Here is a 25,425-nt window from a genome sequence, read left to right as displayed (position 1 = left end):
CGTCATGGGTAAGGAACAAAATCCGCGCCGCGTGGCGGAGAACGAGGCGTTTGCGAAGACCAAGATGCTTCGCACCTCGCCGCAGAAGCTGAACCTGGTTGCGGCGATGATCCGCGGCAAGAAGGTGGACAAGGCCCTGGCCGACCTGACCTTCTCGTCCAAGCGTATCGCCGGCGATGTCAAGAAATGCCTGCAATCGGCCATCGCCAACGCCGAGAACAACCATAACCTGGACGTCGATAACCTGATCGTCGCCGAGGCCTGGGTCGGCAAGAACCTGGTCATGAAGCGTGGCCGTCCGCGCGCCCGTGGTCGTTACGGCAAGATCATGAAGCCGTTTTCGGAAATCACCATCAAGGTCCGTCAGGTCGAGGCCATCGAAGCCGGGGAGCGCGCGTAATGGGTCAGAAGGTAAACCCCATCGGGATGCGTCTCCAGGTCAACCGCACCTGGGACAGCCGCTGGTATGCGGATGACAAGGATTACGGCAATCTGCTGCTGGAAGACCTGAAGATCCGCGACTTCATCCACAAGGAAGCCAAGCAGGCCGGCGTCAGCCGCGTCATCATCGAGCGCCCGCACAAGAAATGCCGCGTGACGATCTATGCCGCGCGTCCGGGTGTCATCATCGGCAAGAAAGGCGCCGATATCGAGACCCTGCGCAAGAAGCTGGCGAACTACACCGCCTCGGAACTGCACCTCAACATCGTCGAGGTCCGCAAGCCCGAGCTGGATGCCCAGCTGGTGGCCGAATCGATCGCCCAGCAGCTCGAGCGCCGGGTGTCGTTCCGCCGCGCCATGAAGCGCGCGGTGCAGAACGCCATGCGCATGGGCGCCCTGGGCATCCGGGTGAACGTGTCGGGCCGCCTGGGCGGCGCCGAGATCGCCCGGACCGAATGGTACCGCGAAGGCCGGGTGCCGTTGCACACGCTGCGCGCCGATATCGACTATGCGCTGTCGGAAGCCTCGACCCCCTACGGGATCATCGGCGTGAAGGTCTGGATCTTCAAGGGCGAGATCATGGAGCATGATCCGCAGGCCCGCGACCGTCGCGCCACCGAAGCGCAGGACGGCCCCTCGCCCCGCGGCCCGCGCCGTGATCGCGACCGCGACGCGCGCTAAGGAGAAGAAGCAATGCTGCAACCGAAACGGACCAAGTTCCGCAAACAGCACAAGGGCCGCATCCACGGCGAGGCCAAGGGCGGGTTCAACCTGAACTTCGGCTCCTATGCGCTGAAGGCCATCGAGCCCGAGCGCGTCACCGCGCGCCAGATCGAGGCGGCCCGCCGCGCGATCACCCGCCACATGAAGCGTCAGGGCCGGGTCTGGATCCGGATCTTCCCGGACGTGCCGGTTTCCTCGAAACCGACCGAAGTGCGGATGGGTAAGGGCAAGGGCTCGGTGGATTACTGGGCTGCCCGCGTCCATCCCGGCCGGATCATGTTCGAGATCGACGGCGTGAACGACGCCATCGCCCGCGAAGCCCTGCGCCTGGGCGCGCAGAAGCTGCCGGTGCTGACCCGCATCGTCGCGCGCGAAGACTGGTAATTCGCCGCCGCTTCCAGATTGCGCCCCGCCGCGACAGTGGCGGGGCGCTGCATTTCTGGCTTCCTCGGGACAATCGGGGTTGCCAAAATCCGGCCAAGCCTGTATGGGCAGGCCTTCATCATGAAACTCCACCGGAATCAGGGTGGCCCTGCATGGCAGGGGCTCGCCGGTGATGTTGAAAGGAAAAGGCGCATGAAAGCGCAGGAATTGAAAGACAAGACGCCTGACCAGCTGAAGGAACAGCTGCTCGCGCTGAAGAAGGAAGCGTTCAACCTGCGCTTCCAGCAGGCCACCGGCCAGCTCGAATCGACCGCCCGCATGCGCGCCGTCCGCCGCGACGTCGCCCGTGTGAAAACCATTCTGAACCAGAAAGCGGCGCAAGCCGCGGCGTCGAACTAAGGAGCCCGGTCCATGCCCAAACGCATCCTGCAAGGCAAGGTCGTCAGCGACAAGAACGAACAGACCGTGACCGTCCTGGTCGAGCGTCGCTTCAAGCATCCGCTGCTGCACAAGACCGTGCGGTCGTCCAAGAAATACCGCGCGCATGACGCGCAGAACCAGTTCAAGGTCGGTGACATCGTTCGCATCGTCGAATGCGCGCCGATCTCGAAGACCAAGCGCTGGACCGTCCTGACCGAAGCCACCGAAGCTTCGGCCTGAGCGCCAGTTTAATCGATACCCTGGGGCCGGTGCCGCCGGTCCCCAAAGGTCGGGAGTAACCAAATGATCCAGATGCAGACCAATCTGGATGTCGCTGACAACTCCGGCGCACGCCGGGTGCAGTGCATCAAGGTTCTGGGTGGTTCGCACCGTCGCTATGCGTCGGTGGGCGACATCATCGTCGTCTCCGTCAAGGAAGCCATTCCGCGCGGCCGCGTGAAGAAGGGCGATGTCCGCAAGGCCGTCGTCGTACGCACCGCGAAAGAAGTGAAGCGCGAGGACGGCACCTCGATCCGCTTCGACCGCAATGCTGCCGTCATCCTGAACAACCAGGGCGAACCGGTCGGCACCCGTATCTTCGGGCCGGTCGTGCGCGAGCTGCGGGCCAAGAACTTCATGAAGATCATCTCGCTTGCGCCGGAGGTGCTGTGATGGCTGCGAAGCTCAAGAAGGGCGACAAGGTCGTCGTGCTGACCGGCAAGGACAAGGGCAAGCAGGGCGAGATCTCCGCGGTGTTCCCGAAAGAGAACAAGGCGGTCGTTGACGGCGTCAACATCGCGATCCGTCACCAGCGCCAGACCCAGACGAGCCAGGGCGGCCGCGTGGCCAAGGCCATGCCGATCGACCTGTCGAACCTGGCGCTGCTGGACAAGAACGGCAAAGCGACCCGCGTCGGCTTCCGCGTGGAAGACGGCAAGAAGGTCCGTTTCGCCAAGACCACGGGAGACGTGATCTGATGCTGGACCAAGCCAATTACACCCCGCGCCTCAAGTCGCTCTACAAGGACCAGATCCGTGCCACGCTCAAGGAAGAGTTCGGCTACAAGAACGACATGCAGATCCCGCGCCTGGACAAGATCGTCCTGAACATGGGCATCGGCGAGGCCGTCAAGGACACCAAGAAGGTCAAGCAGGGCGCTGAAGAGCTGTCGCTGATCGCTGGTCAGAAGGCCGTCATCACCAAGGCCAAGAAGTCGATCGCCGGCTTCCGCGTCCGGGAAGAGATGCCGCTGGGCTGCAAGGTCACGCTGCGCGGCGACCGGATGTATGAATTCCTGGATCGCCTGATCAACATCGCGCTGCCCCGCGTCCGCGACTTCCGCGGCGTCAAGGGCACGGCTTTCGACGGCCGCGGCAACTATGCCATGGGCCTGAAGGAGCATATCGTGTTCCCGGAAATCAACTTCGACAAGGTCGACGAAGTTCTGGGGATGGACATCATCATCTGCACCACCGCGCGGACCGACGCGGAAGCGAAGTCGCTGCTCAAGGCATTCAACATGCCTTTCAACAGCTGATCGCGGAGGGAAGAAGATATGGCAAAGAAATCCATGGTCGAGCGCGAGAAGAAGCGCGAGCGTCTGGTTCAGAAATACGCCGCCAAGCGCGCCGCGCTGAACGAGATCGTCCACGATCAGTCCCGCCCGATGGAAGAGCGCTTCAAGGCCAGCCTGAAACTGGCTGAACTGCCGCGCAACTCCTCGGCCACGCGTCTGCACAACCGGTGCCAACTGACCGGCCGTCCGCATGCGTATTACCGTAAACTGAAACTGTCGCGGATCATGCTGCGCGAGCTCGGCTCGTTCGGCCAGATCCCCGGCATGGTCAAATCCAGCTGGTAAGGGGGCAATATGTCGATGAACGATCCTCTCGGCGATATGCTGACCCGCATCCGCAACGCGCAGATGCGCGGCAAATCGACCGTCCGCACGCCCGCCTCCAAGCTGCGCGCCTGGGTGCTGGATGTGCTGAAAGCCGAAGGCTACATCCGCGGCTATGAAAAGGTTGAAACCCCCTCGGGCCATACCGAGCTGGAAATCAGCCTGAAATACTACGAAGGCACCCCGGTGATCCGGGAACTGGCGCGGGTGTCCAAGCCCGGCCGCCGGGTCTACGCCTCGGTCAAGGAATTGCCGCAGGTCCGCAACGGCCTGGGCGTCTCCATCGTCTCGACGCCCAAGGGCGTCATGTCTGATGCAGCGGCTCGCAGCGCCAATGTCGGCGGCGAAGTCCTCTGCACCGTGTTCTAAGGAGGGCAGAGATGTCTCGGATTGGTAAGAAGCCGGTCGCCCTCCCCAAGGGCGTGACCGCAGAGATCAAGGGCCAGACCATCGAGGTCAAGGGCCCGAAAGGCAGCCGCAGCTTCACCGCGACCGACGACGTGACGCTGGCCGTCGAGGAGGGCGCCGTCAAGGTGACCCCCCGCGGCCAGTCGAAGCGCGCCCGCCAGCAGTGGGGCATGACCCGCTCGATGGTCGAGAACCTGACCGTCGGCGTCAGCGAAGGCTTCAAGAAAGAGCTGGAAATCCAGGGCGTCGGCTACCGCGCCCAGATGCAGGGCAAGACGCTGAAGCTCTCGCTGGGCTATTCGCATGACGTGAACTTCGAAACGCCGGAAGGCGTGACCATCTCGGCTCCGAAACAGACCGAGATCGTGGTGGAAGGCATCGACCAGCAGCTGGTCGGCCAGGTCGCCGCGAACATCCGCGAGTGGCGTCGCCCCGAGCCCTACAAGGGCAAGGGCATCCGCTACAAGGGTGAGGTCGTCTTCCGCAAGGAAGGCAAGAAGAAGTAAGGGGCGCAAAAATGGCACTGACGAAAAGAGAGCTGTTCCAGAAGCGCCGCCTGCGCGTGCGGAACAAGTTGCGGAAGATCTCGGACGGCCGTCCGCGGCTGTCCGTTCACCGTTCTTCCAAGAACATCAGCGTCCAGGTGATCGACGACGTGAAGGGGGTCACCCTGGCCGCCGCCTCGTCGCTCGAGAAGGATCTGGGCGTGGTCGGCAAGAACAATGTCGAAGCGGCGGCCAAGATCGGCGCCGCGATTGCGGAACGCGCGAAGAAGGCCGGTGTCGAAGAGGTGATCTTCGACCGCGGCGGCTTCCTGTTCCACGGCAAGATCAAGGCGCTTGCCGATGCGGCCCGCGAAGGCGGCCTGAAGTTCTGACGAATGCGGGTGGCGGCTGCGCCACCCCGATGATCCGGGGGCCGTCCGATCCGTCGGCGGCCCACCAGGATTGGCCTCAACGGCGCGGGACGCGCGCCAGCGTAGAAGGAATGCCTTATGGCAGAACGTGAAAACCGTCGGGGTCGCCGCGAAGAGCGCGAGGAAACCCCAGAATTTGCCGACCGTCTGGTCGCGATCAACCGCGTGTCGAAAACCGTCAAGGGCGGTAAGCGCTTCGGCTTCGCCGCCCTGGTGGTCGTCGGCGACCAGCGTGGCCGCGTCGGCTTCGGCAAGGGCAAGGCCAAGGAAGTCCCCGAGGCGATCCGCAAGGCGACCGAACAGGCGAAGCGTTCGCTGGTTCGCGTGCCGCTGCGCGACGGTCGCACCCTGCATCATGACATCGAAGGGCGTCACGGCGCCGGCCGGGTGGTGATGCGGACCGCGGTTCCGGGCACCGGCATCATCGCCGGCGGTCCGATGCGCGCCGTGTTCGAGATGCTGGGCGTCCAGGACGTCGTGGCGAAATCGCTGGGGTCGCAGAACCCCTACAACATGATTCGCGCCACCATCGACGGTCTCAAGAAGGAAGCCTCGCCCCGCAATGTCGCGCAGCGCCGCGGCAAGAAGGTGGCCGAGATCCTGCCGTCCAGCGACAAGCCGGCCGAAGCCGCCGTCGAAGCGTAAGGAGACAGGCATATGGCTAAAACCATCGTCGTCAAGCAGATCGGCTCGCCGATCCGCCGTCCGGCCATCCAGCGCGAAACGCTGAAGGGCCTGGGCCTGAACAAGATGAACCGCACCCGCGAGCTGGAGGATACCCCGGCCGTGCGCGGCATGGTCGCCAAGATCCCGCATCTGGTCACCATCGTGGAAGAGCGCGGCTGATCCCGCCCGCGCCACATTGCATCGCAAACGCCCCGGAGCTTCTCCGGGGCGTTTTGTTTGGCGCATTAACCTTTTGCTAACCGATTTCCCTTAGCCTCCGGCGAAGCAATCCTCGCAGGAATGAGCCCGCCGTGCCGCCGCTGTTTCGCTGCCTGATCTTGGCCTGCATGGTCTTGGCCGATCCTGCGCTCGCAAGCCCCTGGCCGCGCCAGGTGAAAGAGATCTTCCTGGCGCTCTCGGCCGAGCGTGATGCCCGGGGCAACGGCTATGCCGGGCTTTATGGCGAATACGGATTGCGGCGGCGGACGCTGGGATTCGAACTGGGCCGTTCCCGCGCGGGAGAGACCAGCGCGATGATCTGGCTGCAACGCCCGCTTGGCCGGGGCAGCGGGGCGGATCGCTGGGCGCTTTCGCTGGGCAGCGGCGTGATCGAGCGCAACGGGATCTACATGCCGGTCGGGCAGGTCGGCGCGGGCTGGGGCAGGGGATTTGACGCGGTGCCGCTGCTCGACCGGATTCCCGGCGGCGGCTGGCTGGCGGTCGAGGCGCGGGTCAAGGTCGCCGGCAAGCTGAGGGACGAGGCCGAGATCGCCCAGCTGGCCGCCAGCGGTGCCGGGCGGCTGGCCTATCTTACGCCCGAAACCTCGGTCAAGGCCGAGGTGACGCTGGGCTGGCATGCGACCGAGCGGCTGATGCTGATCGGCCAGCTTCGCCTCGAGGATCGCCAGGACAGCGGCTTTTCCAGCAGGCTGGCGGCTTCGGCGGTGCGCGAGCTGTTCGGGCCGGTCAAGCTGGAGCTTGGCGCGATCGGGCCGTTGTCGGGGCAGGGAGAGGCGGCGGTAAAGCTGGGATTCTGGGTCGGCTTCTGATCCCGCGATGGCCGGGATGCGCGGCTCGCCGACGCATGACTGCCGTTGCGGACAATGCGGGCGGGGGCGTCGGATCCGCATGGCTCCCGGTTGGATACGGCTTTCGCACGGCGCCCGCGATAGCGGTCCAGGTGCTTGTGCTGCGGGGCCGGCGCCAGCGCGGATGCGCGGAAAACTTGACCCTTCGCCGACGAGGGGCTAGAAGCCGCCGGTGCCCTAGGGCATCCGACTCAACAAGCAAGAAAAGCCGCGTTCGCCCCCTTTCGCTTCATGGGGCGTTTCCGGCCAGGAGAAGCGACATGAAACTGCATGAACTGCACGACAATCCCGGCGCCAACCGCAAGAAAAAGCGCGTGGCGCGCGGCCCCGGCTCGGGCAAGGGCAAGACTGCCGGCCGCGGCATCAAGGGCCAGACCTCGCGTTCGGGCGTGGCGCTGAACGGCTATGAAGGCGGCCAGATGCCGCTGTATCGCCGCCTGCCCAAGCGCGGCTTCAGCAAGCCGAATCGCCTGGAATTCGCGGTGGTGAACCTGGGCCAGCTGCAAGCCTTCGTCGATGCGGGCAAGCTGGACGCGAAAGCCGCCGTGACCGAGGATGCGCTGGTCGCTGCCGGTGTCATCCGCCGCAAGCTGGACGGTGTGCGCGTGCTGGCCAAGGGCGAAATCAAGGCCGCGCTGGACCTGACCGTCGCCGGCGCGTCGAAAGCCGCCGTCGAGGCCATCGAGAAGGCCGGTGGCAAGATCACCGTCACCCGTCCGGCGAAAGAAGCAGCCACCGAGACTTCTGCGGCCGAATAAGCTGTTGAAGGGCGCGCCCGCGCCCCATAGATAGCTGTCAAGTTTTCCAGGCGCCGCGGGATCGGGAAACGATCCGGCGGCGCTGCCACGAAGGGGCACGAAGCATGGCGTCAGCCGCAGAACAGATGGCCGCGAACCTTTCCTGGGGCGCGCTCGGCAAGGCGACCGAGCTGCGCCAGAGGATCTGGTTCACGCTCGGACTTCTCATCATCTATCGTCTCGGCACCTATATCCCGGTGCCCGGCATCGACGGCGCCGCGCTGCGCAACTTCATGGAACAGGCCCAGGCCGGCATCGGCGGCATCCTGTCCATGTTCACCGGCGGCGCGCTGGGGCGCATGGGCGTCTTTGCGCTCGGCATCATGCCCTATATCTCGGCCTCGATCATCGTGCAGCTGCTGGCCTCGATGGTCCCCGCCCTCGAGCAGCTCAAGAAAGAGGGCGAGCAGGGCCGCAAGAAGATCAACCAATACACCCGCTACGGTACGGTGGCGCTGGCGCTGTTCCAGGCCTGGGGCCTGGCCGTCAGCCTGGAGCATGGCAACCTGGCGCATGAGCCGGGGATGTTCTTCCGCGCCTCGGTGGTCATCACCCTGGTCGGCGGCACCATGTTCCTGATGTGGCTGGGCGAGCAGATCACCGCCCGCGGCATTGGCAACGGCATCTCGCTGATCATCTTCGTCGGCATCGTGGCCGAGATCCCCGGCAGCCTGGCGCAGTTCCTGGCCCAGGGCCGCTCGGGCGCCATCTCGACCCCGGTGATCCTGGGAGTGATCGTCATGGTCGCCGCGGTCATCGCCTTCGTGGTGTTCATGGAGCGCGCGCTGCGCAAGATCCACATCCAGTATCCGCGCCGCCAGGTCGGGATGAAGGTCTATGACGGCCAATCCTCGCACCTGCCGATCAAGGTGAACCCGGCCGGCGTGATCCCGGCGATCTTCGCCAGTTCGCTCCTGCTGCTGCCGGTGACGATCTCGACCTTCTCGGGCAACCAGACCGGCCCGATCATGTCCACGATCCTGGCCTATTTCGGTCCCGGCCAGCCGCTTTACCTGCTGTTCTTTGCGGCGATGATCGTGTTCTTCACCTATTTCTACACCTTCAACGTCAGCTTCAAGACCGAGGACGTGGCCGAGAATCTGAAGAACCAGGGCGGCTTCATCCCCGGCATCCGTCCCGGCAAGCGCACCGAGGATTACCTGACCTATGTGGTGACGCGGGTGCTGGTGATCGGCTCGGCCTATCTGGCCTTTGTCTGCCTTTTGCCCGAGATCATCCGCGACCAGCTGGCGATCCCGTTCTATTTCGGCGGGACTTCGGTGCTGATCGTGGTCAGCGTCGTCATGGACACGATCAACCAGGTGCAAAGCCACTTGCTCGCCCATCAATACGAAGGTTTGATCGAGAAATCGCAACTGCGCGGCAAGCGGGGCAAGGCCGGGGCGGCCAAGCCGCGCAAGGCGCCGGCGCGCCGTTAAGGGGTAAACCCACCAAAAAGGGTAGGAGAGGGACGACGACATGGCGATCAACATCATTCTGCTGGGCCCGCCCGGCGCAGGCAAAGGCACCCAGGCCCGGCGGCTAATCGAGGAGCGCGGCCTCGTCCAGCTCTCCACCGGCGACATGCTGCGCGAGGCCCGCAGCTCGGGCACCGAGATGGGCAAGCGCGTGGCCGAGGTGATGGACCGCGGCGAGCTGGTGACGGACGAGATCGTCATCGGCCTGATCCGCGAAAAGCTGGGGCGGGGCGGCAAGGGCTTCATCTTCGACGGCTTCCCGCGCACCCTGGCCCAGGCCGACGCGCTGCAGGCGTTGATGGCCGAGATGGACCAGCGCATCGACGCCGTGATCGAGATGCGGGTGGACGATGCGGCGCTGGTCGCGCGCATCTCGGGCCGTTTCACCTGCGGCAATTGCGGCGAGGTCTATCACGACGTGACCAAGCCGACGAAAGAGCCGGGCAAATGCGATGTCTGCGGCTCGACCGACCTGCGCCGCCGCGCCGACGACAACGAGGAAAGCCTCAAGACCCGGCTGATGGAATATTACAAGAAGACCTCGCCCCTGATCGGCTATTACTATGTCAAGGGTAACCTGAACCCGGTCGACGGCCTGGCCGAGATCGACGAGGTGGCCGCCCAGGTCGCGAAGGTGCTGGACAGGATCCCGTCCTAGGCTTGACCTTGGGCGACGAATCCCTTAATTCGCAGCATCTCGCAAGAGAATCACCCGGATGTCCTGGGTGTCGCTTCAAGGCCCGGAGGCATGGCTTTCGGGTCTTTGGTTGTGAAAAAAGGTTCCGGTGCTACGGAACCGCAACATGGAAAAGGAAACACGCGTGGCTCGTATTGCTGGCGTCAACATTCCGACCGGGAAACGCGTCCCGATCGCACTGACCTATATCCACGGGATCGGCTCGAAATTCGCCGAAGAGATCGTCACCGCCGTCGGCATCGAGCCCACGCGCCGCGTCAACGAACTGTCGGATGCCGAAGTTCTGAAGATCCGCGAATACATCGACGCCAACTATACTGTCGAGGGCGACCTGCGCCGCGAGACGCAGATGAACATCAAGCGCCTGATGGACCTGGGCTCCTATCGCGGCCTGCGCCACCGTCGCGGCCTGCCGGTCCGCGGTCAGCGCACCCACACCAATGCCCGCACCCGCAAGGGCCCGGCGAAGCCCATCGCCGGCAAGAAGAAGTAAGGGGGAACGGACATGGCACGCGATAAAACCCGCATCAAGCGCAAGGAACGCAAGAACATCGCCACCGGCGTGGCGCATGTGAACTCGTCCTTCAACAACACCAAGATCCTGATCTCGGACGTGCAGGGCAATGCGATCTCCTGGTCGTCGGCCGGCACCATGGGCTTCAAGGGTTCGCGCAAATCGACCCCCTATGCCGCGCAGATGGCCGCCGAAGACGCTGGCAAGAAGGCGCAGGAACACGGCGTCCGCACGCTGGAGGTCGAGGTTCAGGGCCCCGGCTCGGGTCGCGAATCGGCGCTGCGCGCGCTGGCTGCGGTCGGCTTCAACATCACGGCCATCCGTGACGTGACCCCGATCGCGCATAACGGCTGCCGCCCGCCGAAACGCCGCCGGGTCTGATCAGGCAAGATTTTGACGCGTTCCGCGCGGGATTGTCCCGTGCGGGGCGCGCTTTTCGCATTTCACCTCGGGCGTTTCCGGCCACCGGTCATGGGTCGGAAACTGGTATGGAGGCAAACGCATGATCCACAAGAATTGGGCTGAACTGATCAAGCCGACGCAGCTTGAAATCAAGCCGGGCGCCGATTCGTCCCGCGTGGCCACCGTGGTCGCGGAACCGCTGGAGCGCGGCTTCGGCCTGACGCTGGGCAATGCGCTGCGCCGGGTTCTGCTGTCCTCGCTGCAGGGCGCGGCCATCACCTCGGTGCAGATCGACAACGTGCTGCATGAGTTCTCATCCGTCCCCGGCGTGCGCGAGGACGTCACCGACATCGTCCTGAACCTCAAGGGCGTCACGCTGAAGATGGACGTCGACGCGCCCAAGCGCCTGACGCTTTCGGCCAAGGGTCCGGGCGAGGTCAAGGCCGGCGACATCCAGGAATCCGCCGGCATCACCATCCTGAACCGCGACCATGTCATCTGCCATCTCGACGAGGGGGCGGAACTGCACATGGAGCTGACCGTCGCCAACGGCAAGGGCTATGTCGCCGCCGACAAGAACCGTCCCGAGGATGCGCCCATCGGCCTGATCCCGATCGACGCCATCTTCTCGCCTGTCAAGCGCGTCAGCTACGAGGTCACCCCCACCCGCGAGGGGCAGGTGCTGGACTATGACAAGCTGACCATGAAGGTCGAGACCGACGGTTCGCTGACCCCGGAAGACGCCGTGGCCTATGCCGCGCGCATCATCCAGGACCAGCTTTCGGTCTTCGTCAACTTCGACGAGCCGGAAACCGCCACCCGCTCGGATGCCGAGGACGGGCTGGAATTCGACCCGCGCCTGCTGAAGAAGGTGGACGAGCTGGAACTGTCGGTGCGTTCGGCGAACTGCCTCAAGAACGACAACATCGTCTATATCGGCGACCTGATCCAGAAGACCGAGGCCGAGATGCTGCGCACGCCGAACTTCGGCCGCAAGTCGCTGAACGAGATCAAGGAAGTGCTCTCGGGCATGGGCCTGCATCTCGGCATGGACGTCGTGGACTGGCCGCCGGAAAACATCGAGGATCTGGCCAAGCGTTTCGACGACCAGTTCTGAGTTTCGGGGGCGGCGACGCCCCCGCAAGACCGGGCATTCCGCCCCAAGGAGAGCGGCCCGCACGCATGGGCTGCCGGACAAAGCAAAAGACGTGAAGGAGAAACATCATGCGTCACGCCCGCGGCTATCGCCGTCTGAACCGCACCCACGAGCACCGCAAGGCGCTTTTCGCCAACATGGCCGGCTCGCTGATCGAGCATGAGCAGATCAAGACCACCCTGCCCAAGGCCAAGGAACTGCGTCCCATCGTCGAGAAGCTGATCACCCTGGCCAAGCGCGGCGATCTGCACGCTCGCCGGCAGGCCGCTGCCCAGCTGAAGCAGGACAGCCATGTCGCGAAACTGTTCGAGGTGCTCGGTGCCCGCTACAAGGACCGGCAGGGCGGCTATGTCCGCATCATGAAGGCCGGCTTCCGCTATGGCGACATGGCCCCGATGGCGATCATCGAATTCGTCGAGCGCGACACCAGCGCCAAGGGCGCCGCCGACCGTGCCCGCCTGGAAGCCGAATCGGCAGCCGACGAATCGTAAGAAACTTAACCCTTTCTTAGGGTTAAGCGATCATTGACGCCCGCAGCCATCGTCATGGCTGCGGGCTTTTTGCAACAGTGCGCAGCCCTTGGCATGGGGGAAGAACGGGAACGTATCCGCTTATTTTCGTCCGATAGTTGTGCCGGTCGTCAGGAAACGCACGGGAATTGCAAGAGGCGGGACGGCTTGCGCCCGGAGGCAAAAGCCGGTTATGCCTTGTCGTGCCGACGGGCTGACCCTACGGCATTCCGAAAAACGTCGCCCGCAAGCACGGTATTGCTTGAATACACTGAGAACCGTGCCATTTTTCGTTGTAACCCGAAGAAAACGCAATCTGTCCAAAAAGTCATGTCGTCTCGCGCGGAAATCAATGCAGCACTCGCCAAGCTGAAAAAGCTTGCTCCGGCGGGCTATTTCATCGGGCTGCACATTCGTTTCGCTGCACCACTGATGCAGTTCCAGACCTATAACAAGGAATGGGCCCAGCGCTATTCCGAACGCGCCTATGCCCTGCGCGACCCCACGATTGCCTGGGGCTTCTCGACCACCGGCGCCTGCCGCTGGAGCGTGCTGCCCATTCCTGACCCGTTTTCGATCCTCCAGGACGCGGCCGATCACGGGCTGCATTACGGTCTGGTCGTGGCGCATGGGCCGATCAAGTCGCGCACCATCGCGGCATTCGCCCATGACAAGCGGGAATTCACGGATGACGAGATCGACGTGATCTCGGCAACGCTACGACGGCTTCACGAGATCACGGAGCCGCCGGAGAGCCTGACGAAGGCTCAGCAAGAGGCCCTTCGGTGTATCGCAGAGGGGGATCGTCATGCAGCGGCGGCTGCCAAGCTTGGTATAACGGAAAGCGCATTCAAGGCACGTCTCATCTCGGCACGCGAACGACTCATGGCGCGCACGACGGCCGAGGCGCTGCAACGGGCCAAGGATTACCGCTTGCTGTAATACGGTTCGTCCGCCGTTGCGGTTTACACTTGGGGGCCACCACCACCACGAACCCCAGGAGAAGACCATGCAGACCACCACACTTTCCTTCGCCAACCTCCACAACCACGGCGAGCTGTTCGCGAACATCTTCCGCGCCCGCAAGCAAAGCTTCATCGTCCAGAAGCGCTGGAACCTGCCCCAGACCGACGACATGGAGTTCGACCAATACGACACGCCCATGAGCCGCTGGGTGGCGATCCATGAAAACGGCCGGGTTCTGGCCGGCGTGCGGCTGACGCCCACCACGGCGCGCTGCGGCATGTATTCCTACATGATCCGTGATGCCCAGCTGAACCTGCTGGGCGGCTCGATCCCGCAGAACCTGCTGGACGAGCCGGCACCGGTCGAGGCCGGAACCTGGGAAGCCAGCCGCCTGTTCGTCGACCACACCATCCCGCAGCGCGAACGCCGCCGGGTGCATTTCAACCTGGTCGCCGAGATGACCAATTCGGCCCGCGAACTGGGCGCCTCGCGACTGGTGTGCCTGGTCGCCTCGACTTGGCCGCGCTGGCTGGTGCCCTGCGGGCTGGACGCGCAGGCCATGGGCCCGGTGGTCTGGATCGACGACGGCTATTTCCAATGCGTCTCGATCAACCTGGCGGCCAAGATGCACTGATGCGGTGCGTTGGGTGGAGGGCCTTTCGCGCGTGATGCGGGCGGCGTAACATGTTGCCCGCATGGCAGACCTATTCGATACCGCGCCCACCTCGGGCGAAGCTGCGCGCCCGGTGGCGCGTCCCCTGGCCGACCGGATCCGTCCGGCCCGGCTGTCCGATGTCATCGGCCAGGACAAGGTGCTTGGCCCCGACGGTCCGCTGGGCGCCATGCTGGGCGCCGGCAGCCTGTCCTCGCTGATCCTCTGGGGTCCGCCGGGGGTTGGCAAGACCACCATCGCCCGGCTTCTGGCGCAGGAAACGGACCTGGCCTTCGTACAGATATCGGCGATCTTTTCCGGCGTGCCGGAACTGCGCAAGGTGTTCGACGCCGCGCGCCTGCGCCGGAGCCAGGGCCGCGGCACGCTGCTGTTCGTCGACGAAATCCACCGCTTCAACAAGGCGCAGCAGGACAGTTTCCTGCCGCATATGGAGGACGGCACCATCACCCTGGTCGGTGCCACCACCGAGAACCCCAGTTTCGAGCTGAACGCCGCGCTTCTGTCCCGTGCCCAGGTCATCGTGCTGGAGCGGCTGGGCCTGGCGGATCTGGAACGCCTGGCGCAGCGCGCCGAGCAGGAACTGGACCGCGCCCTGCCGCTGACCGCCGAGGCCCGCGACCGGCTGCTGGAAATGGCCGATGGCGACGGCCGCGCTTGCCTGAACCTGATCGAGCAGGTGATGGCCTGGAAGGTCAGGGGCAAGCTCGACCCCGACCAGTTGGCGCAGCGGCTGATGCGGCGGGCGGCGAAATACGACAAGTCCGGCGACGAGCATTACAACCTGATTTCGGCCCTGCACAAATCGGTGCGCGGCAGCGACCCGGACGCGGCGCTTTACTGGCTGTCGCGGATGCTGGAGGGGGGCGAAGACCCCCGCTACCTGGCCCGCCGCCTGACCCGCATGGCGATCGAGGATATCGGCCTGGCCGATCCGGCGGCGCAGCGCCATTGCCTGGACGCCTGGGCGCTTTACGAACGCCTGGGCAGCCCCGAGGGCGAGCTGGCCTTGGCGCAGGCCACGATCTACCTGGCGCTGGCGCCCAAGTCGAATGCCGGCTATGCCGCCTACAAGGCGTCGCGCGACCTGGCGCGGCGTTCGGGCAGCCAGATGCCGCCCAAGCATATCCTGAATGCGCCGACCGGGCTGATGTCGGATCAGGGCTATGGCGCCGGCTATCGCTATGACCACGATGCCGAGGACGCCTTTTCGGGCCAGAACTATTTCCCCGACGGCATGAAGCGCCCGGTCTTCTACCTGCCCGTCGAGCGCGGATTCGAGCGCGAGTTGAAAAAGCGCGTTGAATGGTTCGCCGGGCTGCGTCAGAAGCGGCGGGCAGAGGACAAAGCATGAAACACACTTTCCTTCAGGTCGCGCTGGGTGGGGCGATGGGTTCCGCGACGCGCTACGGGATCAATATCCTGGCCGGGCGGCTGAGCCCCGGCTTTCCCTTGGGCACGCTGGCCGTGAACGTCGCCGGCTGCCTGGCGATGGGGCTCTTGGCGGCGGCGCTGGCGCATCGGGGCGGCCAGCACCTGGCGCCCTTTCTGCTGACCGGGGTGCTGGGCGGCTTCACCACTTTTTCCGCCTTCGCGCTGGACAGTCTGACGCTGTGGGAACGCGGCGCTGCCGCCGCCGCGCTCGGCTATGTGCTGGGCTCGGTCCTGCTGTCGCTGGCGGCGGTGGTCGCGGGTCTGGCCATCGGCCGGGGGATCTTCGCATGAGCGGCGTGCAGACCATCCGCGTCGGCGCGGACGAGGCCGAGCAGCGCATCGACCGCTGGCTCAAGAAGCGGTTTCCGCAGCTGACCCAGAGCGCGGTCGAGAAATGGTGCCGCACCGGCCAGCTGCGCGTCGACGGCGGCCGGGTCAGGGCCAATACCCGTATCGAGGCCGGGCAGGAGATTCGCGTGCCGCCGCTGCCCGAGGGCGACGCCCCGGCGCCGGCGGCGAAGCCCCGCGTCAAGCAGTCCGATGCCGAGATGATCCAGTCCTGCGTCCTGTGGCGCGACGAGCATATCATCGCCCTGAACAAGCCGCCGGGCCTGCCCTCGCAGGGCGGCTCGGGGCAGGGCGACCGGCATGTGGACGGGCTGACCGCGGCGCTGATGTTCGGCTACAAGGACCGGCCGAAGCTGGTGCATCGGCTGGACAAGGACACCTCGGGGGTGCTGCTGCTGGCGCGCACCGACCGCATCGCCCGCGCGCTTTCCGAGGCGTTCCGGCACCGGCTGACCCGCAAGATCTACTGGGCCGCCGTGGCGGGCGTGCCGCATCCGCGCATGGGCTCGATCAAATACGGCCTCGTCAAGGCGCCGGGCCGCGGCCGGGGCGGCGAGGGCGAAAAGATGATGGCCCTGCATCCCTCGGCCATTGCCACGACCGAGGGCGCCAAGCGCGCCCATACCGATTATGCCGTGCTGGATGCCCTGGGCGGCCGGGTCAGCTGGGTGGCCATGGTGCCCGTCACCGGCCGTACCCACCAGCTGCGCGCCCATATGGCCGAGATCGGCCATCCCATCGTCGGCGACGGCAAATACGGCGGCTCGGGGCAAGAGAACCTGGGCGACGGCTGGGGCGCCCAGCTGGGCGGAGAGATCAGCCGCAAGCTGCACCTGCATGCGCGCATGATCCGCTTCGAGCATCCGATCACCAAGAAGCTGATCACCGTGACCGCGCCCTTGCCCGATCACATGAGCCGCACCTGGAAGACGCTGGGCTGGTCGGAAAACGACGTGCCCGAAGACCCCTTTGCCGAGACAGCATAGGACGCCATGAGACTGGTCATCTTCGACATCGACGGCACGCTGGTCGACAGCCAGCTCGAGATCACCCAGGCGATGAACCGCGCCATGCAGGGTGCCGGCCTGCCCGAGATGGAGCCGGCCCGCATTCTTTCCATCGTCGGCCTGTCGCTGCCGGTCGCGGTGGCGCGGCTCTTGCCCGGTGCCGGCCCCGAGTTGCACGGGCGGGTCGTCGCCGGCTATCGCGAATCCTTCATCGCCTCGCGCGCGGCGGGGGCGCTGCCGCCGCTTTATCCGGGCGCGCTGGACTGCCTGGACGCGCTGGCCGCGCGGGACGAGCTGCTGTTGGGCATCGCCACCGGCAAGCCGGCGCGGGGGCTGGCGGCGATCCTGGATGCGCATGGGCTGACCCGGCGCTTCATCACCCGGCAATCGGCGGATGGGCATCCCTCCAAGCCGCATCCGGCCATGCTGGAAAGCGCGCTGTCGGAAACCGGCGTGGGCGCCGGGCGGGCGGTGATGGTGGGCGATTCCACCTTCGACATGGAAATGGCGCGGGCGGCCGGCGTCGCCGGCTTTGGCGTCGGCTGGGGCTTCTGCCCGGTTGAGGAATTGCATGCGGCCGGCGCGCATCTGGTCGCGCCCGACTATCCCGCGCTGACCCGCGCGCTGCTGGAGTGGGCCGATGAGTGAATGGAAGGCGCGCCGTTTCTGGGCATCCGTCGCGATCCACGACGAAGCGGACGGCTGGAGCGTCCTTCTGGACGAGCGCCCGCTGCGCACGCCCGGCAAGCAGCCGCTGCGCCTGCCGACCGAGGCGCTGGCCCTGGCCGTGGCCCAGGAATGGCAGGCGGTGCAGGAGGTGATCGACCCCAATGCCATGCCGCTGACCCGCGCGGCCAATTCCGCCATCGAAAAGGTCGTGCCGCAATTCGACGCGGTGGCGGCGATGCTGGGCGATTATGGCGGCACCGACCTGCTGTCCTATCGCGCCGATGCGCCCGAGGCGCTGGTGCGCGCCCAGGCCGAGGGGTGGGATCCGCTGATCGACTGGGCGGCGACCGAATTGCGGGCGCCGCTGCGCATCACCCATGGCGTGATCCCGGTGCCGCAGGATCCGGTCGCGCTGCTGAAATTGCGCGCAGAGGTCGCGGCCCTGGATCCCTTTGGCCTGACGGCCCTGCACGATCTGGTGACTCTGCCCGGCTCGCTGATCCTGGGGCTGGCGGTGATCCGCGGCCGGATTGACGCCGAGACCGCCCATGCCCTGTCCAGGATTGACGAGGAATTTCAGGCACAACGCTGGGGTCGCGATGCCGAAGCCGACGAGGCGGCGGCAGGCCGACTGGCCGCCATGCGCGATTCTGAGCGGTTCTGGCTGCTCAGCCGCGGCTGAGGGGCGCGTTTTGGTTCTTTCTTGACGCACCCGCCGCCATCGGCACAATGCCGCTTATGGGGGTGACGAATGCCCCTTGCTCAAACGGGCTCGCCAACGGCCCTTCAGATGGTGCATCCTTGGGCGAGACCCGGAACAACAGTGGGGAAATCAATGAAGAAATCTGTATTCTTCGGCTCTGTGACGGCGGTCGCGCTGGCGGCCTCGGGTGCTTTGGCCGCAGAGGGTGACACGCTGAAGGAGGTCAAGGCCCGCGGCGTGCTGAACTGTGGGGTGAACACCGGCCTGATCGGCTTTGCCGCCCCTGACGCGAGCGGCAACTGGTCGGGCTTCGACGTTGCCTTCTGCAAGGCCGTGGCTGCGGCGGTGCTGGGCGACGCGACCAAGGTGAAATACGTGCCGACCACCGGCCAGACCCGCTTCACGGCGCTTTCCTCGGGCGAGGTGGACCTGCTGGCCCGCAACTCCACCTGGACCTTCCAGCGCGATACCGACCTCAAGCTGGATTTCATCGGCGTGAACTATTACGATGGCCAAGGCTTCATGGTCCGCAAGGATCTGGGCGTCAGCTCGGCCAAGGAGCTGAACGGCGCCACGATCTGCATCCAGACCGGCACCACGACCGAACTGAACCTGGCCGATTACTTCAAGGCCAACAACATGGATTACCAGCCGGTCAACATCGACAGCAATGCCGAGGGCGAACAGCAATACATGGCCGGCGCCTGCGATGCCTATACGACCGACGCCTCGGGCCTGGCCGCGACCCGCGCCAGCTTCGCCGACCCGGAAAACCACATCATCCTGCCCGAGATCATCTCGAAGGAGCCGCTGGGCCCGGCGGTGCGCCATGGCGATAACAACTGGGGCGACATCACGCGCTGGACGCTCTACGCGCTGATCGCGGCCGAGGAATACGGCGTCACCTCGGCCAATATCGACGAACTGGCGAAAAGCTCGAACAACCCCGAGGTCCAGCGCCTGCTGGGAACCACCGACGAGCTGGGCAAGATGATCGGGCTGGACGCCGAATGGGCCAAGCGCGCCATCAAGGCCGGCGGCAACTATGGCGAGATCTTTGCCGCCACCATCGGCGAGCAGACCCCCATCGGGCTGGCGCGCGGGCTGAACGCGCAATGGACCCAGGGCGGCCTGATGTATGCGATGCCCTTCCGGTAATCGCATCTGAACAAGGGCGCGCGGGGGTGCATGCCCCCGCGCGCCCCCGAACGAAAGCCGGCAAGCCAGAGGCCGAAGGCCCGTCATTCAAGCCGGATACAGGGGGTTAATACATGGTCACCTATACGGGGGCGGACAATCCGCCGTTCCGGTTGTCGATGCTGATCTATGATCGGCGCTATCGCTCGCTGACCCTGCAAGCCATCGTCTTCATCCTGGTGATGCTGGCGGCGAGTTGGCTGATCGACAACACGCTGCGCAACCTGTCCGCCATGGGCAAGACGCTCAGCTTCGATTTCCTGTTCCGGCGCGCCGGATACGACATTCCGCAGCAGCTGATCCCGTACAATTCCGACGACACCCATCTGCGCGCCACGGTGATCGGGCTGCTGAACACGCTGCTGGTCTCGATCATGGGCTGTATCGCGGCGACGATCCTGGGGGTGATCGTGGGCGTGCTGCGGCTGTCCTCGAACTGGCTGATCGCGCGGCTGATGACGGTCTATGTCGAGATCTTCCGCAACATTCCCCTGTTGCTGTGGATCCTGGTCTGCCTTGCGATCTTCACCGAGGTCATGCCGCCGCCCAATGCCTATCGGGGCGAGAACCCGGCCGCGGAGATGATCCTGTTCGACATGATCGCGCCGACCAACCGCTATACCGCCATCCCCTCGATCGGCATGACCAACCCGCCCGGCACCATCTCGCTGGGGCGCGAGGGGATCAGCTGGGCGCTGATCGCCTATGTCGTGGTCATCGCCGCGGCCTGGACCAGCTGGCGGCTGCTGCGGCGCTGGGCGCAACGGGTGCAGGACCAGACCGGCAAGCGGCCGCGGACCTGGTGGATCAGCCTGGCGATGTTCGCCGTGCCGGTGCTGTTTCTGACCTGGTATTTCGGCCTGCACCTGATCCCGCCGGTGCTGCGCGGCTTCAACTTCGCCGATGGCATCAACCTCGACAACGCCTTCGTGGTGCTGTGGCTGGCGCTGACGCTTTATACCGGCGCCTTCATCGCCGAGATCGTGCGCGCCGGCATCCTGGCCGTCAGCCGCGGCCAGACCGAGGCGGCCTTTGCCCTGGGCCTGCGGCCGCGCCGCACCATGTCGCTGGTGGTGCTGCCGCAGGCGCTGCGGGTGATCGTGCCGCCGCTGATCTCGCAATACCTGAACCTGACCAAGAACAGCTCGCTGGCCATCGCGGTCGGCTACATGGACCTGCGCGGCACGCTGGGCGGCACCACGCTGAACCAGACCGGGCGCGAGATGGAATGCATGGTGCTGATGATGGGCATCTATCTGGCGCTCAGCCTGATCATCTCGGCCGGGATGAATGTCTTCAACGCCCGCGTCAAGCTGAAGGAGCGGTGAGATGAGCGACACGCATTCCGAAACCGTCGCCTATGTCCGCGAGACAATGCTGCCGCCCGAGCCGCCGCCTCTGGCCGAATCCGGCGCGATCAAATGGCTGCGCGAGAACCTGTTCTCGGGGCCGCTGAACATCGCGCTGACCTTTGTCGGGCTGGGCATCGTCTGGCTGGTGGTCAGCACCGTCGGTCCCTGGTTGTCGCATTCGGTCTGGAACGCCGGCAGCATGGCCGAATGCCGCCAGGTCATCGCCGAGACCTGGGGGCAGGGCGCCACCGGCGCCTGTTTCGCCCTGATCAAGCATCGCTGGAACCAGTTCATGTTCGGCTTCTATCCGCAGGCGCTGTACTGGCGTCCGGTGCTGGCTTTCGGTCTGCTGTTCCTGGCGCTGGCGCCGGTGCTGTTTTCCGAAAGCGCCAGGGCGCGGCGCATCGTGCTGGGCCTGTCGATGGTGCTGACCTTCGTCATCGCCATGGTGCTGGGCGCCCCCATGGCGGCGCTGATGGGAATGGCCGTGCTGATGCTGGCCTGGGCCGCGCTGATCGAGACGCGCCCGCAATGGTCGCTGCTGGCCAGCCTGGTCTATCCCTTCATCGCCGTCTGGCTGCTCTGGGGCGGATCGCTGTGGAGCGAGGCGATGGTGCTGGCCGGCTTCGGCCTGGGCTTCGTGGTCTGGCGGCTGCTGGCGGCGCGGTTCGGGTTGCTGGCCTTTGCGCTGGCGGTGGTGGCGGCGGTGGCCTGGTGGCTGCTCTTGGCCGGGCCGCTGGCCTCGATGCTGGCGGGGGTTCTGCCGTTGCGGCTGCGGCCGGTCTCCTCGGACCAGTTCGGCGGCTTCGTGCTGTCGATCACCATCGGCGTCGCCGGCATCGCGCTGTCCTTGCCGCTGGGGGTGATCCTGGCCTTGGCGCGGCGCTCGGACCTGCCGGTGATCAAGCTGTTGGCGGTGATGTTCATCGAGTTCATCCGCGGCGTGCCGCTGATCACGCTCTTGTTCGTGGCCTCGCTGCTGCTGAACTATTTCCTGCCGCCGGGCACGAATTTCGACATCATCCTGCGGGTCATCATCATGGTGACGCTGTTCGCCGCCGCCTATATGGCCGAGGTGATCCGCGGCGGGCTGGCCGCGCTGCCCAAGGGCCAGTACGAGGCAGCCGATGCGCTGGGGCTGGACTACTGGAAGGCGCAGCGGCTGATCGTGCTGCCGCAGGCGCTGAAGATCTCGATCCCCGGCATCGTCTCGACCTTCATCGGCATGTTCAAGGACACCACGCTGGTCGTCTTCGTCGGGCTGTTCGACCCCTTGAAGGCCATGGCCGACACCATCCGCGCAAGCTTTGAATGGAAAGGCGCCTATTGGGAGCCCTATATCTTCGTCGGCGCGATCTTCTTCATCCTCTGCTTCGGCATGTCGCGCTATTCCATGTATCTGGAACGCCGGCTGAAGCGCGACCACCGCTGAGGAGGCGTTCATGACCAGGCAAACCACCGCGATCCCCGCCGCAGGCGACGAGGCCGCCATCGAGATCGTCAAGCTGAACAAATGGTACGGCACCTTCCACGTGCTGCGCGACATCGACCTGGTCGTCAGTCGCGGCGAGCGTATCGTGATCGCCGGGCCTTCGGGTTCGGGCAAATCCACGCTGATCCGCTGCATCAACCGGCTGGAGGAACACCAGGCCGGCAAGATCATCGTCGACGGGACCGAGCTGACCCACGACCTGAAGAACATCGACAAGGTGCGTTCCGAGGTCGGGATGGTGTTTCAGCATTTCAACCTGTTCCCGCATCTGACCATCCTGGAGAACTGCACCCTGGCGCCGATCTGGGTGCGCAAGATCCCCAAGCGCGAGGCCGAGGAGACGGCCATGCATTTCCTGACCAAGGTCAAAATCCCCGAACAGGCGCATAAATATCCCGGCCAGCTGTCGGGCGGCCAGCAACAGCGGGTGGCGATCGCGCGGGCGCTGTGCATGCGGCCGCGGATCATGCTGTTCGACGAGCCGACCTCGGCGCTGGATCCCGAGATGATCAAGGAGGTCTTGGACACGATGATCGAGCTGGCCGAGGACGGCATGACCATGCTCTGCGTCACCCACGAGATGGGCTTTGCCCAGGCGGTGGCGCATCGGGTGATCTTCATGGACCAGGGCCAGATCGTCGAGCAGAACACGCCCAGGGAGTTCTTCAACAATCCCCGCTCGGAGCGCACCAAGCTGTTCCTGTCCCAGATCCTGGGGCACTGAGCGGCGGCACCGCCGCAGCAGGGGGACTTCGCGTCCCCCGTCCGCCGCGGGCGCGGCGGACTCCCCCTGCGGGATATTTCTCCAAGGAAGAATGCGCAGGCGGGGGCCGGTCAGACAGCCGACTTGCGCGACTCCTCGAGATAGATTTCGCGCAGGCGGGTCGCCACCGGGCCGGGGCGGCCGCTGCCCAGCGCCACGCCGTCGACCTCGACCACCGGCATCACGAAGGCCGAGGCCGAGGTGAGGAAGGCCTCGTCCGCGGCCTGCGCCTCGGCGATGGTGAAGGGGCGTTCCTCGATCTGCATCTGCGCCTCGGCGGCATAGCGCAAGAGCGAGGCGCGGGTGATGCCGTGCAGGATGTCGTTGGACAGCGGGCGGGTCACGATCCTGCCGTCCTTGACGATATAGGTGTTGTTCGAGGTGCCTTCGGTCACGAAGCCGTCCTCGGTGAACCAGGCATCGTCGACGCCGCGATGCTTGGCCTCCATCTTGGCCATCGAGGGGTAAAGCAGCTGCACCGTCTTGATGTCGCGCCGGTGCCAGCGCAGGTCGGGGATCGAGATCACCCGGATGCCGGTCTTTGCCTGCGGATTGTCGGCCAGGCCGGGCTTGGACTGGGTGAACATGACCACGGTCTGCGGCGTATCCTCGGGCGGATAGGCGAAGTCGCGGTCGCCGGGATTGCCGCGGGTCACTTGCAGATAGACCATGCCCTCGGTCACGTCGTTCAGCGTCACCAGCTGGCGATGCGCGTGAAGCCATTCGTCGTCGGTCAGCGGATTGCCCATGCCGAGTTCGGCCAGCGAACGGGTCAGCCGCCGCATGTGGCCGGCAAAGTCCAGCAGCCTGCCATCCAGCACGCTGGTCACCTCGTAGACGCCGTCGCCCATCACGAAGCCGCGGTCGAAGATCGACACCTTGGCTTCGGCTTCCGGCAGATAGTCGCCATTCAGATAGACGGTGCGGGTCATGTCGTTTCTCCTGTCCCAGGGCCTGCTAGCGCGGTCCTGCGCCGAAAGCGGCAGGGCGTCAAGATGCGCGGGTTTTCGCAGATGCAAAATCAGCTTGATGCAGTCGCAGCAATTATCTATCAGTTTTGCAGCGCCGCTTGAAACATCCTTACTTGAAAGGCAAGCCATGTCCTTCCGCACGCAACCCGCTGCGCCCGCCCGCCTGAACCGCTGCCAGCTTTTCGGCCCCGGTTCGCGCGAGGCGCTGTTCGAAAAGATGGCCGGTTCGGCCGCCGATGTCATCAACCTGGACCTGGAGGATTCGGTCGCGCCCGACGACAAGGCGCAGGCACGCAGGAACGTGATCCAGGCCATCGGCGACATCGACTGGGGAAGCAAGACCCTGTCGGTCCGCATCAACGGGCTGGACACGCCCTGGTGGTACCGCGACGTGGTGGACCTGCTGGAACAGGCCGGCGAGCGGCTGGACCTGATCATGATCCCCAAGGTCGGCAATGCCGCCGACATTTATGCCGTGGACGCGCTGGTCACCGCCATCGAGGCGGCCAAGGGCCGGCAAAAGCGCATCGGGCTGGAGGTCATCATCGAATCCGCTGCCGGCATCGCCCATGTCGAGGAGATCGCGGCATCCTCGCCCCGCCTGCAGGCGATGAGCCTGGGCGCGGCGGATTTCGCCGCCAGCATGGGCATGGCCACCACCGGCATCGGCGGCACCCAGGAAAACTACTACATGCTGCACGAGGGGGCGAAATACTGGTCCGACCCCTGGCATTGGGCGCAGACCGCCATCGTCGCCGCCTGCCGCACCCATGGCGTGCTGCCGGTGGACGGCCCCTTCGGCGATTTCAGCGATGACGAGGGCTTCCGGGCGCAGGCCCGCCGCTCGGCCACGCTGGGCATGGTCGGGAAATGGGCGATCCATCCCAAGCAGGTGGCGCTGGCCAACGAGGTGTTCTCGCCCAGCGAAAAGGCGGTGACCGAGGCGCGCGAGATCCTGGCCGCGATGGAGGAGGCCAAGCGGACCGGCGCCGGCGCGACGGTATACAAGGGTAGACTGGTTGACATCGCGTCCATCCGTCAGGCACAAGTGATCGTGCGTCAGGCAGAATTGATCGACGCCTGATCGGCAAGGGATACCTGGGCGGCTACGCGGGGAGGCTGGCCGCCATGACAGGGGAGGAGCAACAGGCCCTGCGGCTGCGCGGGGCCTGTTGTCATTCGGGCCGCTCGCCTGATCCTTCGCGGATTGTCATGGAAATCCAATGTCGTCGTCACTGCGTTCCGCGCGGGTTGGCCGGGGTTCAGGCTTGGGCGCCATCCCTGGCCGGGCGCGGTTGCCACGGGATCGGGCGTGCGGTTGTGCCGGGCCGGGTCGGGGGCAGGTCGGGAAGCG

Annotated in this window: 35 protein-coding genes; 34 read left to right on the top strand and 1 reads right to left on the bottom strand. The window is 65.4% G+C overall.

What is annotated here, in order from left to right; all coding sequences use genetic code 11:
* Positions 1-4: 4 nt before the first annotated feature.
* From rplV to ESD82_RS17890, 33 genes are all read left to right on the top strand, one after another.
* Positions 5-400, top strand: a complete 396-nt coding sequence (gene rplV, locus ESD82_RS18050; RefSeq protein WP_024844055.1) for a 50S ribosomal protein L22 — start codon at positions 5-7, stop codon at positions 398-400.
* Entirely contained in the window at positions 400-1,122 is a 723-nt protein-coding gene (rpsC, locus tag ESD82_RS18045; RefSeq protein ID WP_024844056.1) for a 30S ribosomal protein S3, read from the top strand. Before rplV ends, rpsC begins: the two co-directional genes overlap by 1 nt.
* Positions 1,123-1,134: 12 nt before the next feature.
* Entirely contained in the window at positions 1,135-1,548 is a 414-nt protein-coding gene (rplP, locus tag ESD82_RS18040; RefSeq protein ID WP_024844057.1) for a 50S ribosomal protein L16, read from the top strand.
* 192 nt (positions 1,549-1,740) lie between these two features.
* Positions 1,741-1,947, top strand: coding sequence for a 50S ribosomal protein L29 (gene rpmC / locus ESD82_RS18035; protein ID WP_024844058.1), 207 nt, complete (start codon positions 1,741-1,743; stop codon positions 1,945-1,947).
* Positions 1,948-1,959: 12 nt separating this feature from the next.
* Complete coding sequence (gene rpsQ / locus ESD82_RS18030; RefSeq protein WP_024844059.1) at positions 1,960-2,208, top strand: 30S ribosomal protein S17; 249 nt, start codon at positions 1,960-1,962, stop codon at positions 2,206-2,208.
* Positions 2,209-2,271: 63 nt separating this feature from the next.
* On the top strand, positions 2,272-2,640 hold the full coding sequence (gene rplN, locus ESD82_RS18025; protein ID WP_010400243.1) for a 50S ribosomal protein L14: 369 nt from the start codon (positions 2,272-2,274) through the stop codon (positions 2,638-2,640).
* Positions 2,640-2,945: a 50S ribosomal protein L24 gene (gene rplX / locus ESD82_RS18020; RefSeq protein WP_024844060.1), complete on the top strand. Its 306-nt coding sequence runs from the start codon at positions 2,640-2,642 to the stop codon at positions 2,943-2,945. The genes rplN and rplX overlap by 1 nt, the downstream gene beginning before the upstream one ends.
* Positions 2,945-3,505: a 50S ribosomal protein L5 gene (gene rplE / locus ESD82_RS18015; protein WP_036747353.1), complete on the top strand. Its 561-nt coding sequence runs from the start codon at positions 2,945-2,947 to the stop codon at positions 3,503-3,505. Before rplX ends, rplE begins: the two co-directional genes overlap by 1 nt.
* An 18-nt stretch (positions 3,506-3,523) precedes the next feature.
* Positions 3,524-3,829 carry a 30S ribosomal protein S14 gene (gene rpsN / locus ESD82_RS18010; RefSeq protein WP_024844062.1) on the top strand — a complete coding sequence of 102 codons (306 nt, stop codon included), beginning with the start codon at positions 3,524-3,526 and terminating at the stop codon, positions 3,827-3,829.
* A 9-nt stretch (positions 3,830-3,838) separates the two neighbouring features.
* A complete protein-coding gene (gene rpsH, locus ESD82_RS18005) occupies positions 3,839-4,237 on the top strand; it encodes a 30S ribosomal protein S8 (RefSeq protein ID WP_024844063.1) in 399 nt (132 codons plus the stop codon).
* A gap of 11 nt (positions 4,238-4,248) precedes the next feature.
* Entirely contained in the window at positions 4,249-4,782 is a 534-nt protein-coding gene (rplF, locus tag ESD82_RS18000) for a 50S ribosomal protein L6 (protein ID WP_024844064.1), read from the top strand.
* Positions 4,783-4,793: 11 nt separating this feature from the next.
* Positions 4,794-5,153 carry a 50S ribosomal protein L18 gene (rplR, locus tag ESD82_RS17995; RefSeq protein WP_036747354.1) on the top strand — a complete coding sequence of 120 codons (360 nt, stop codon included), beginning with the start codon at positions 4,794-4,796 and terminating at the stop codon, positions 5,151-5,153.
* A gap of 117 nt (positions 5,154-5,270) precedes the next feature.
* On the top strand, positions 5,271-5,837 hold the full coding sequence (gene rpsE / locus ESD82_RS17990; protein ID WP_024844066.1) for a 30S ribosomal protein S5: 567 nt from the start codon (positions 5,271-5,273) through the stop codon (positions 5,835-5,837).
* Between the two features lie 12 nt (positions 5,838-5,849).
* Positions 5,850-6,038 (top strand): 50S ribosomal protein L30, encoded by a 189-nt coding sequence (gene rpmD, locus ESD82_RS17985; protein WP_024844067.1) that lies wholly within the window; start codon positions 5,850-5,852, stop codon positions 6,036-6,038.
* 131 nt (positions 6,039-6,169) lie between these two features.
* The gene (locus ESD82_RS17980; protein ID WP_244314547.1) at positions 6,170-6,907 is read left to right on the top strand and encodes a hypothetical protein; all 738 of its coding nucleotides are present in this window, start codon (positions 6,170-6,172) and stop codon (positions 6,905-6,907) included.
* Positions 6,908-7,206: 299 nt separating this feature from the next.
* On the top strand, positions 7,207-7,704 hold the full coding sequence (gene rplO, locus ESD82_RS17975; protein ID WP_024844069.1) for a 50S ribosomal protein L15: 498 nt from the start codon (positions 7,207-7,209) through the stop codon (positions 7,702-7,704).
* Positions 7,705-7,808: 104 nt separating this feature from the next.
* Positions 7,809-9,182, top strand: coding sequence for a preprotein translocase subunit SecY (secY, locus tag ESD82_RS17970; protein WP_024844070.1), 1,374 nt, complete (start codon positions 7,809-7,811; stop codon positions 9,180-9,182).
* Between the two features lie 40 nt (positions 9,183-9,222).
* Positions 9,223-9,879, top strand: coding sequence for an adenylate kinase (locus ESD82_RS17965; protein WP_024844071.1), 657 nt, complete (start codon positions 9,223-9,225; stop codon positions 9,877-9,879).
* A 163-nt stretch (positions 9,880-10,042) separates the two neighbouring features.
* On the top strand, positions 10,043-10,411 hold the full coding sequence (rpsM, locus tag ESD82_RS17960; RefSeq protein WP_024844072.1) for a 30S ribosomal protein S13: 369 nt from the start codon (positions 10,043-10,045) through the stop codon (positions 10,409-10,411).
* 12 nt (positions 10,412-10,423) lie between these two features.
* Positions 10,424-10,813, top strand: coding sequence for a 30S ribosomal protein S11 (gene rpsK / locus ESD82_RS17955; RefSeq protein ID WP_011747123.1), 390 nt, complete (start codon positions 10,424-10,426; stop codon positions 10,811-10,813).
* A 121-nt stretch (positions 10,814-10,934) separates the two neighbouring features.
* The gene (locus tag ESD82_RS17950; RefSeq protein WP_024844073.1) at positions 10,935-11,951 is read left to right on the top strand and encodes a DNA-directed RNA polymerase subunit alpha; all 1,017 of its coding nucleotides are present in this window, start codon (positions 10,935-10,937) and stop codon (positions 11,949-11,951) included.
* 107 nt (positions 11,952-12,058) lie between these two features.
* Positions 12,059-12,481, top strand: a complete 423-nt coding sequence (rplQ, locus tag ESD82_RS17945; RefSeq protein WP_024844074.1) for a 50S ribosomal protein L17 — start codon at positions 12,059-12,061, stop codon at positions 12,479-12,481.
* Positions 12,482-12,829: 348 nt separating this feature from the next.
* Positions 12,830-13,441 (top strand): autoinducer binding domain-containing protein, encoded by a 612-nt coding sequence (locus tag ESD82_RS17940; protein WP_011747126.1) that lies wholly within the window; start codon positions 12,830-12,832, stop codon positions 13,439-13,441.
* Between the two features lie 67 nt (positions 13,442-13,508).
* Positions 13,509-14,099 (top strand): acyl-homoserine-lactone synthase, encoded by a 591-nt coding sequence (locus ESD82_RS17935; RefSeq protein ID WP_024844075.1) that lies wholly within the window; start codon positions 13,509-13,511, stop codon positions 14,097-14,099.
* A 61-nt stretch (positions 14,100-14,160) separates the two neighbouring features.
* A complete protein-coding gene (locus ESD82_RS17930; RefSeq protein WP_147427691.1) occupies positions 14,161-15,489 on the top strand; it encodes a replication-associated recombination protein A in 1,329 nt (442 codons plus the stop codon).
* Positions 15,486-15,860: a fluoride efflux transporter CrcB gene (gene crcB / locus ESD82_RS17925; RefSeq protein ID WP_147427692.1), complete on the top strand. Its 375-nt coding sequence runs from the start codon at positions 15,486-15,488 to the stop codon at positions 15,858-15,860. Before ESD82_RS17930 ends, crcB begins: the two co-directional genes overlap by 4 nt.
* Entirely contained in the window at positions 15,857-16,903 is a 1,047-nt protein-coding gene (locus ESD82_RS17920) for an RluA family pseudouridine synthase (RefSeq protein ID WP_147427693.1), read from the top strand. Before crcB ends, ESD82_RS17920 begins: the two co-directional genes overlap by 4 nt.
* A 6-nt stretch (positions 16,904-16,909) precedes the next feature.
* Positions 16,910-17,572 carry an HAD-IA family hydrolase gene (locus ESD82_RS17915; RefSeq protein WP_024844079.1) on the top strand — a complete coding sequence of 221 codons (663 nt, stop codon included), beginning with the start codon at positions 16,910-16,912 and terminating at the stop codon, positions 17,570-17,572.
* The gene (locus ESD82_RS17910; RefSeq protein ID WP_024844080.1) at positions 17,565-18,275 is read left to right on the top strand and encodes an ATP12 family chaperone protein; all 711 of its coding nucleotides are present in this window, start codon (positions 17,565-17,567) and stop codon (positions 18,273-18,275) included. The genes ESD82_RS17915 and ESD82_RS17910 overlap by 8 nt, the downstream gene beginning before the upstream one ends.
* A gap of 153 nt (positions 18,276-18,428) precedes the next feature.
* A complete protein-coding gene (locus ESD82_RS17905; RefSeq protein WP_024844081.1) occupies positions 18,429-19,454 on the top strand; it encodes an amino acid ABC transporter substrate-binding protein in 1,026 nt (341 codons plus the stop codon).
* A gap of 113 nt (positions 19,455-19,567) precedes the next feature.
* A complete protein-coding gene (locus tag ESD82_RS17900) occupies positions 19,568-20,821 on the top strand; it encodes an amino acid ABC transporter permease (protein ID WP_024844082.1) in 1,254 nt (417 codons plus the stop codon).
* 1 nt (position 20,822) lies between these two features.
* Positions 20,823-22,277: an amino acid ABC transporter permease gene (locus ESD82_RS17895; RefSeq protein WP_147427694.1), complete on the top strand. Its 1,455-nt coding sequence runs from the start codon at positions 20,823-20,825 to the stop codon at positions 22,275-22,277.
* Positions 22,278-22,287: 10 nt separating this feature from the next.
* Positions 22,288-23,061 (top strand): amino acid ABC transporter ATP-binding protein, encoded by a 774-nt coding sequence (locus ESD82_RS17890; RefSeq protein ID WP_024844084.1) that lies wholly within the window; start codon positions 22,288-22,290, stop codon positions 23,059-23,061.
* A 110-nt stretch (positions 23,062-23,171) separates the two neighbouring features.
* Here the strand turns inward: ESD82_RS17890 and ESD82_RS17885 are convergent, their stop codons facing one another.
* Positions 23,172-24,032 (bottom strand): D-amino-acid transaminase, encoded by an 861-nt coding sequence (locus tag ESD82_RS17885; protein ID WP_024844085.1) that lies wholly within the window; start codon positions 24,030-24,032, stop codon positions 23,172-23,174.
* 166 nt (positions 24,033-24,198) lie between these two features.
* On the opposite strand from ESD82_RS17885, the gene ESD82_RS17880 reads away from it, so the two are divergent.
* Positions 24,199-25,155 carry an L-malyl-CoA/beta-methylmalyl-CoA lyase gene (locus tag ESD82_RS17880; protein WP_024844086.1) on the top strand — a complete coding sequence of 319 codons (957 nt, stop codon included), beginning with the start codon at positions 24,199-24,201 and terminating at the stop codon, positions 25,153-25,155.
* The last annotated feature ends 270 nt before the right edge of the window (positions 25,156-25,425 follow it).

It is taken from the genome of Paracoccus pantotrophus, from assembly GCF_008824185.1.
Classification (GTDB): Bacteria; Pseudomonadota; Alphaproteobacteria; order Rhodobacterales; family Rhodobacteraceae; genus Paracoccus; species Paracoccus pantotrophus.
Note: the sequence above shows the minus strand (reverse complement) of the source record. Positions and strands in the feature narration are given on the sequence as shown.

What these genes read in the sequence shown, in the direction of transcription:
- rplV (WP_024844055.1), top strand. Translation starts at nt 5, where the DNA reads ATGGGTAAGGAACAAAATCCGCGCCGCGTGGCGGAGAACGAGGCGTTT.
- rpsC (WP_024844056.1), top strand. Translation starts at nt 400, where the DNA reads ATGGGTCAGAAGGTAAACCCCATCGGGATGCGTCTCCAGGTCAACCGC.
- rplP (WP_024844057.1), top strand. Translation starts at nt 1,135, where the DNA reads ATGCTGCAACCGAAACGGACCAAGTTCCGCAAACAGCACAAGGGCCGC.
- rpmC (WP_024844058.1), top strand. Translation starts at nt 1,741, where the DNA reads ATGAAAGCGCAGGAATTGAAAGACAAGACGCCTGACCAGCTGAAGGAA.
- rpsQ (WP_024844059.1), top strand. Translation starts at nt 1,960, where the DNA reads ATGCCCAAACGCATCCTGCAAGGCAAGGTCGTCAGCGACAAGAACGAA.
- rplN (WP_010400243.1), top strand. Translation starts at nt 2,272, where the DNA reads ATGATCCAGATGCAGACCAATCTGGATGTCGCTGACAACTCCGGCGCA.
- rplX (WP_024844060.1), top strand. Translation starts at nt 2,640, where the DNA reads ATGGCTGCGAAGCTCAAGAAGGGCGACAAGGTCGTCGTGCTGACCGGC.
- rplE (WP_036747353.1), top strand. Translation starts at nt 2,945, where the DNA reads ATGCTGGACCAAGCCAATTACACCCCGCGCCTCAAGTCGCTCTACAAG.
- rpsN (WP_024844062.1), top strand. Translation starts at nt 3,524, where the DNA reads ATGGCAAAGAAATCCATGGTCGAGCGCGAGAAGAAGCGCGAGCGTCTG.
- rpsH (WP_024844063.1), top strand. Translation starts at nt 3,839, where the DNA reads ATGTCGATGAACGATCCTCTCGGCGATATGCTGACCCGCATCCGCAAC.
- rplF (WP_024844064.1), top strand. Translation starts at nt 4,249, where the DNA reads ATGTCTCGGATTGGTAAGAAGCCGGTCGCCCTCCCCAAGGGCGTGACC.
- rplR (WP_036747354.1), top strand. Translation starts at nt 4,794, where the DNA reads ATGGCACTGACGAAAAGAGAGCTGTTCCAGAAGCGCCGCCTGCGCGTG.
- rpsE (WP_024844066.1), top strand. Translation starts at nt 5,271, where the DNA reads ATGGCAGAACGTGAAAACCGTCGGGGTCGCCGCGAAGAGCGCGAGGAA.
- rpmD (WP_024844067.1), top strand. Translation starts at nt 5,850, where the DNA reads ATGGCTAAAACCATCGTCGTCAAGCAGATCGGCTCGCCGATCCGCCGT.
- rplO (WP_024844069.1), top strand. Translation starts at nt 7,207, where the DNA reads ATGAAACTGCATGAACTGCACGACAATCCCGGCGCCAACCGCAAGAAA.
- secY (WP_024844070.1), top strand. Translation starts at nt 7,809, where the DNA reads ATGGCGTCAGCCGCAGAACAGATGGCCGCGAACCTTTCCTGGGGCGCG.
- ESD82_RS17965 (WP_024844071.1), top strand. Translation starts at nt 9,223, where the DNA reads ATGGCGATCAACATCATTCTGCTGGGCCCGCCCGGCGCAGGCAAAGGC.
- rpsK (WP_011747123.1), top strand. Translation starts at nt 10,424, where the DNA reads ATGGCACGCGATAAAACCCGCATCAAGCGCAAGGAACGCAAGAACATC.
- ESD82_RS17950 (WP_024844073.1), top strand. Translation starts at nt 10,935, where the DNA reads ATGATCCACAAGAATTGGGCTGAACTGATCAAGCCGACGCAGCTTGAA.
- rplQ (WP_024844074.1), top strand. Translation starts at nt 12,059, where the DNA reads ATGCGTCACGCCCGCGGCTATCGCCGTCTGAACCGCACCCACGAGCAC.
- ESD82_RS17940 (WP_011747126.1), top strand. Translation starts at nt 12,830, where the DNA reads ATGTCGTCTCGCGCGGAAATCAATGCAGCACTCGCCAAGCTGAAAAAG.
- ESD82_RS17935 (WP_024844075.1), top strand. Translation starts at nt 13,509, where the DNA reads ATGCAGACCACCACACTTTCCTTCGCCAACCTCCACAACCACGGCGAG.
- ESD82_RS17930 (WP_147427691.1), top strand. Translation starts at nt 14,161, where the DNA reads ATGGCAGACCTATTCGATACCGCGCCCACCTCGGGCGAAGCTGCGCGC.
- crcB (WP_147427692.1), top strand. Translation starts at nt 15,486, where the DNA reads ATGAAACACACTTTCCTTCAGGTCGCGCTGGGTGGGGCGATGGGTTCC.
- ESD82_RS17920 (WP_147427693.1), top strand. Translation starts at nt 15,857, where the DNA reads ATGAGCGGCGTGCAGACCATCCGCGTCGGCGCGGACGAGGCCGAGCAG.
- ESD82_RS17915 (WP_024844079.1), top strand. Translation starts at nt 16,910, where the DNA reads ATGAGACTGGTCATCTTCGACATCGACGGCACGCTGGTCGACAGCCAG.
- ESD82_RS17910 (WP_024844080.1), top strand. Translation starts at nt 17,565, where the DNA reads ATGAGTGAATGGAAGGCGCGCCGTTTCTGGGCATCCGTCGCGATCCAC.
- ESD82_RS17905 (WP_024844081.1), top strand. Translation starts at nt 18,429, where the DNA reads ATGAAGAAATCTGTATTCTTCGGCTCTGTGACGGCGGTCGCGCTGGCG.
- ESD82_RS17900 (WP_024844082.1), top strand. Translation starts at nt 19,568, where the DNA reads ATGGTCACCTATACGGGGGCGGACAATCCGCCGTTCCGGTTGTCGATG.
- ESD82_RS17895 (WP_147427694.1), top strand. Translation starts at nt 20,823, where the DNA reads ATGAGCGACACGCATTCCGAAACCGTCGCCTATGTCCGCGAGACAATG.
- ESD82_RS17890 (WP_024844084.1), top strand. Translation starts at nt 22,288, where the DNA reads ATGACCAGGCAAACCACCGCGATCCCCGCCGCAGGCGACGAGGCCGCC.
- ESD82_RS17885 (WP_024844085.1), bottom strand. Translation starts at nt 24,032, where the DNA reads ATGACCCGCACCGTCTATCTGAATGGCGACTATCTGCCGGAAGCCGAA.
- ESD82_RS17880 (WP_024844086.1), top strand. Translation starts at nt 24,199, where the DNA reads ATGTCCTTCCGCACGCAACCCGCTGCGCCCGCCCGCCTGAACCGCTGC.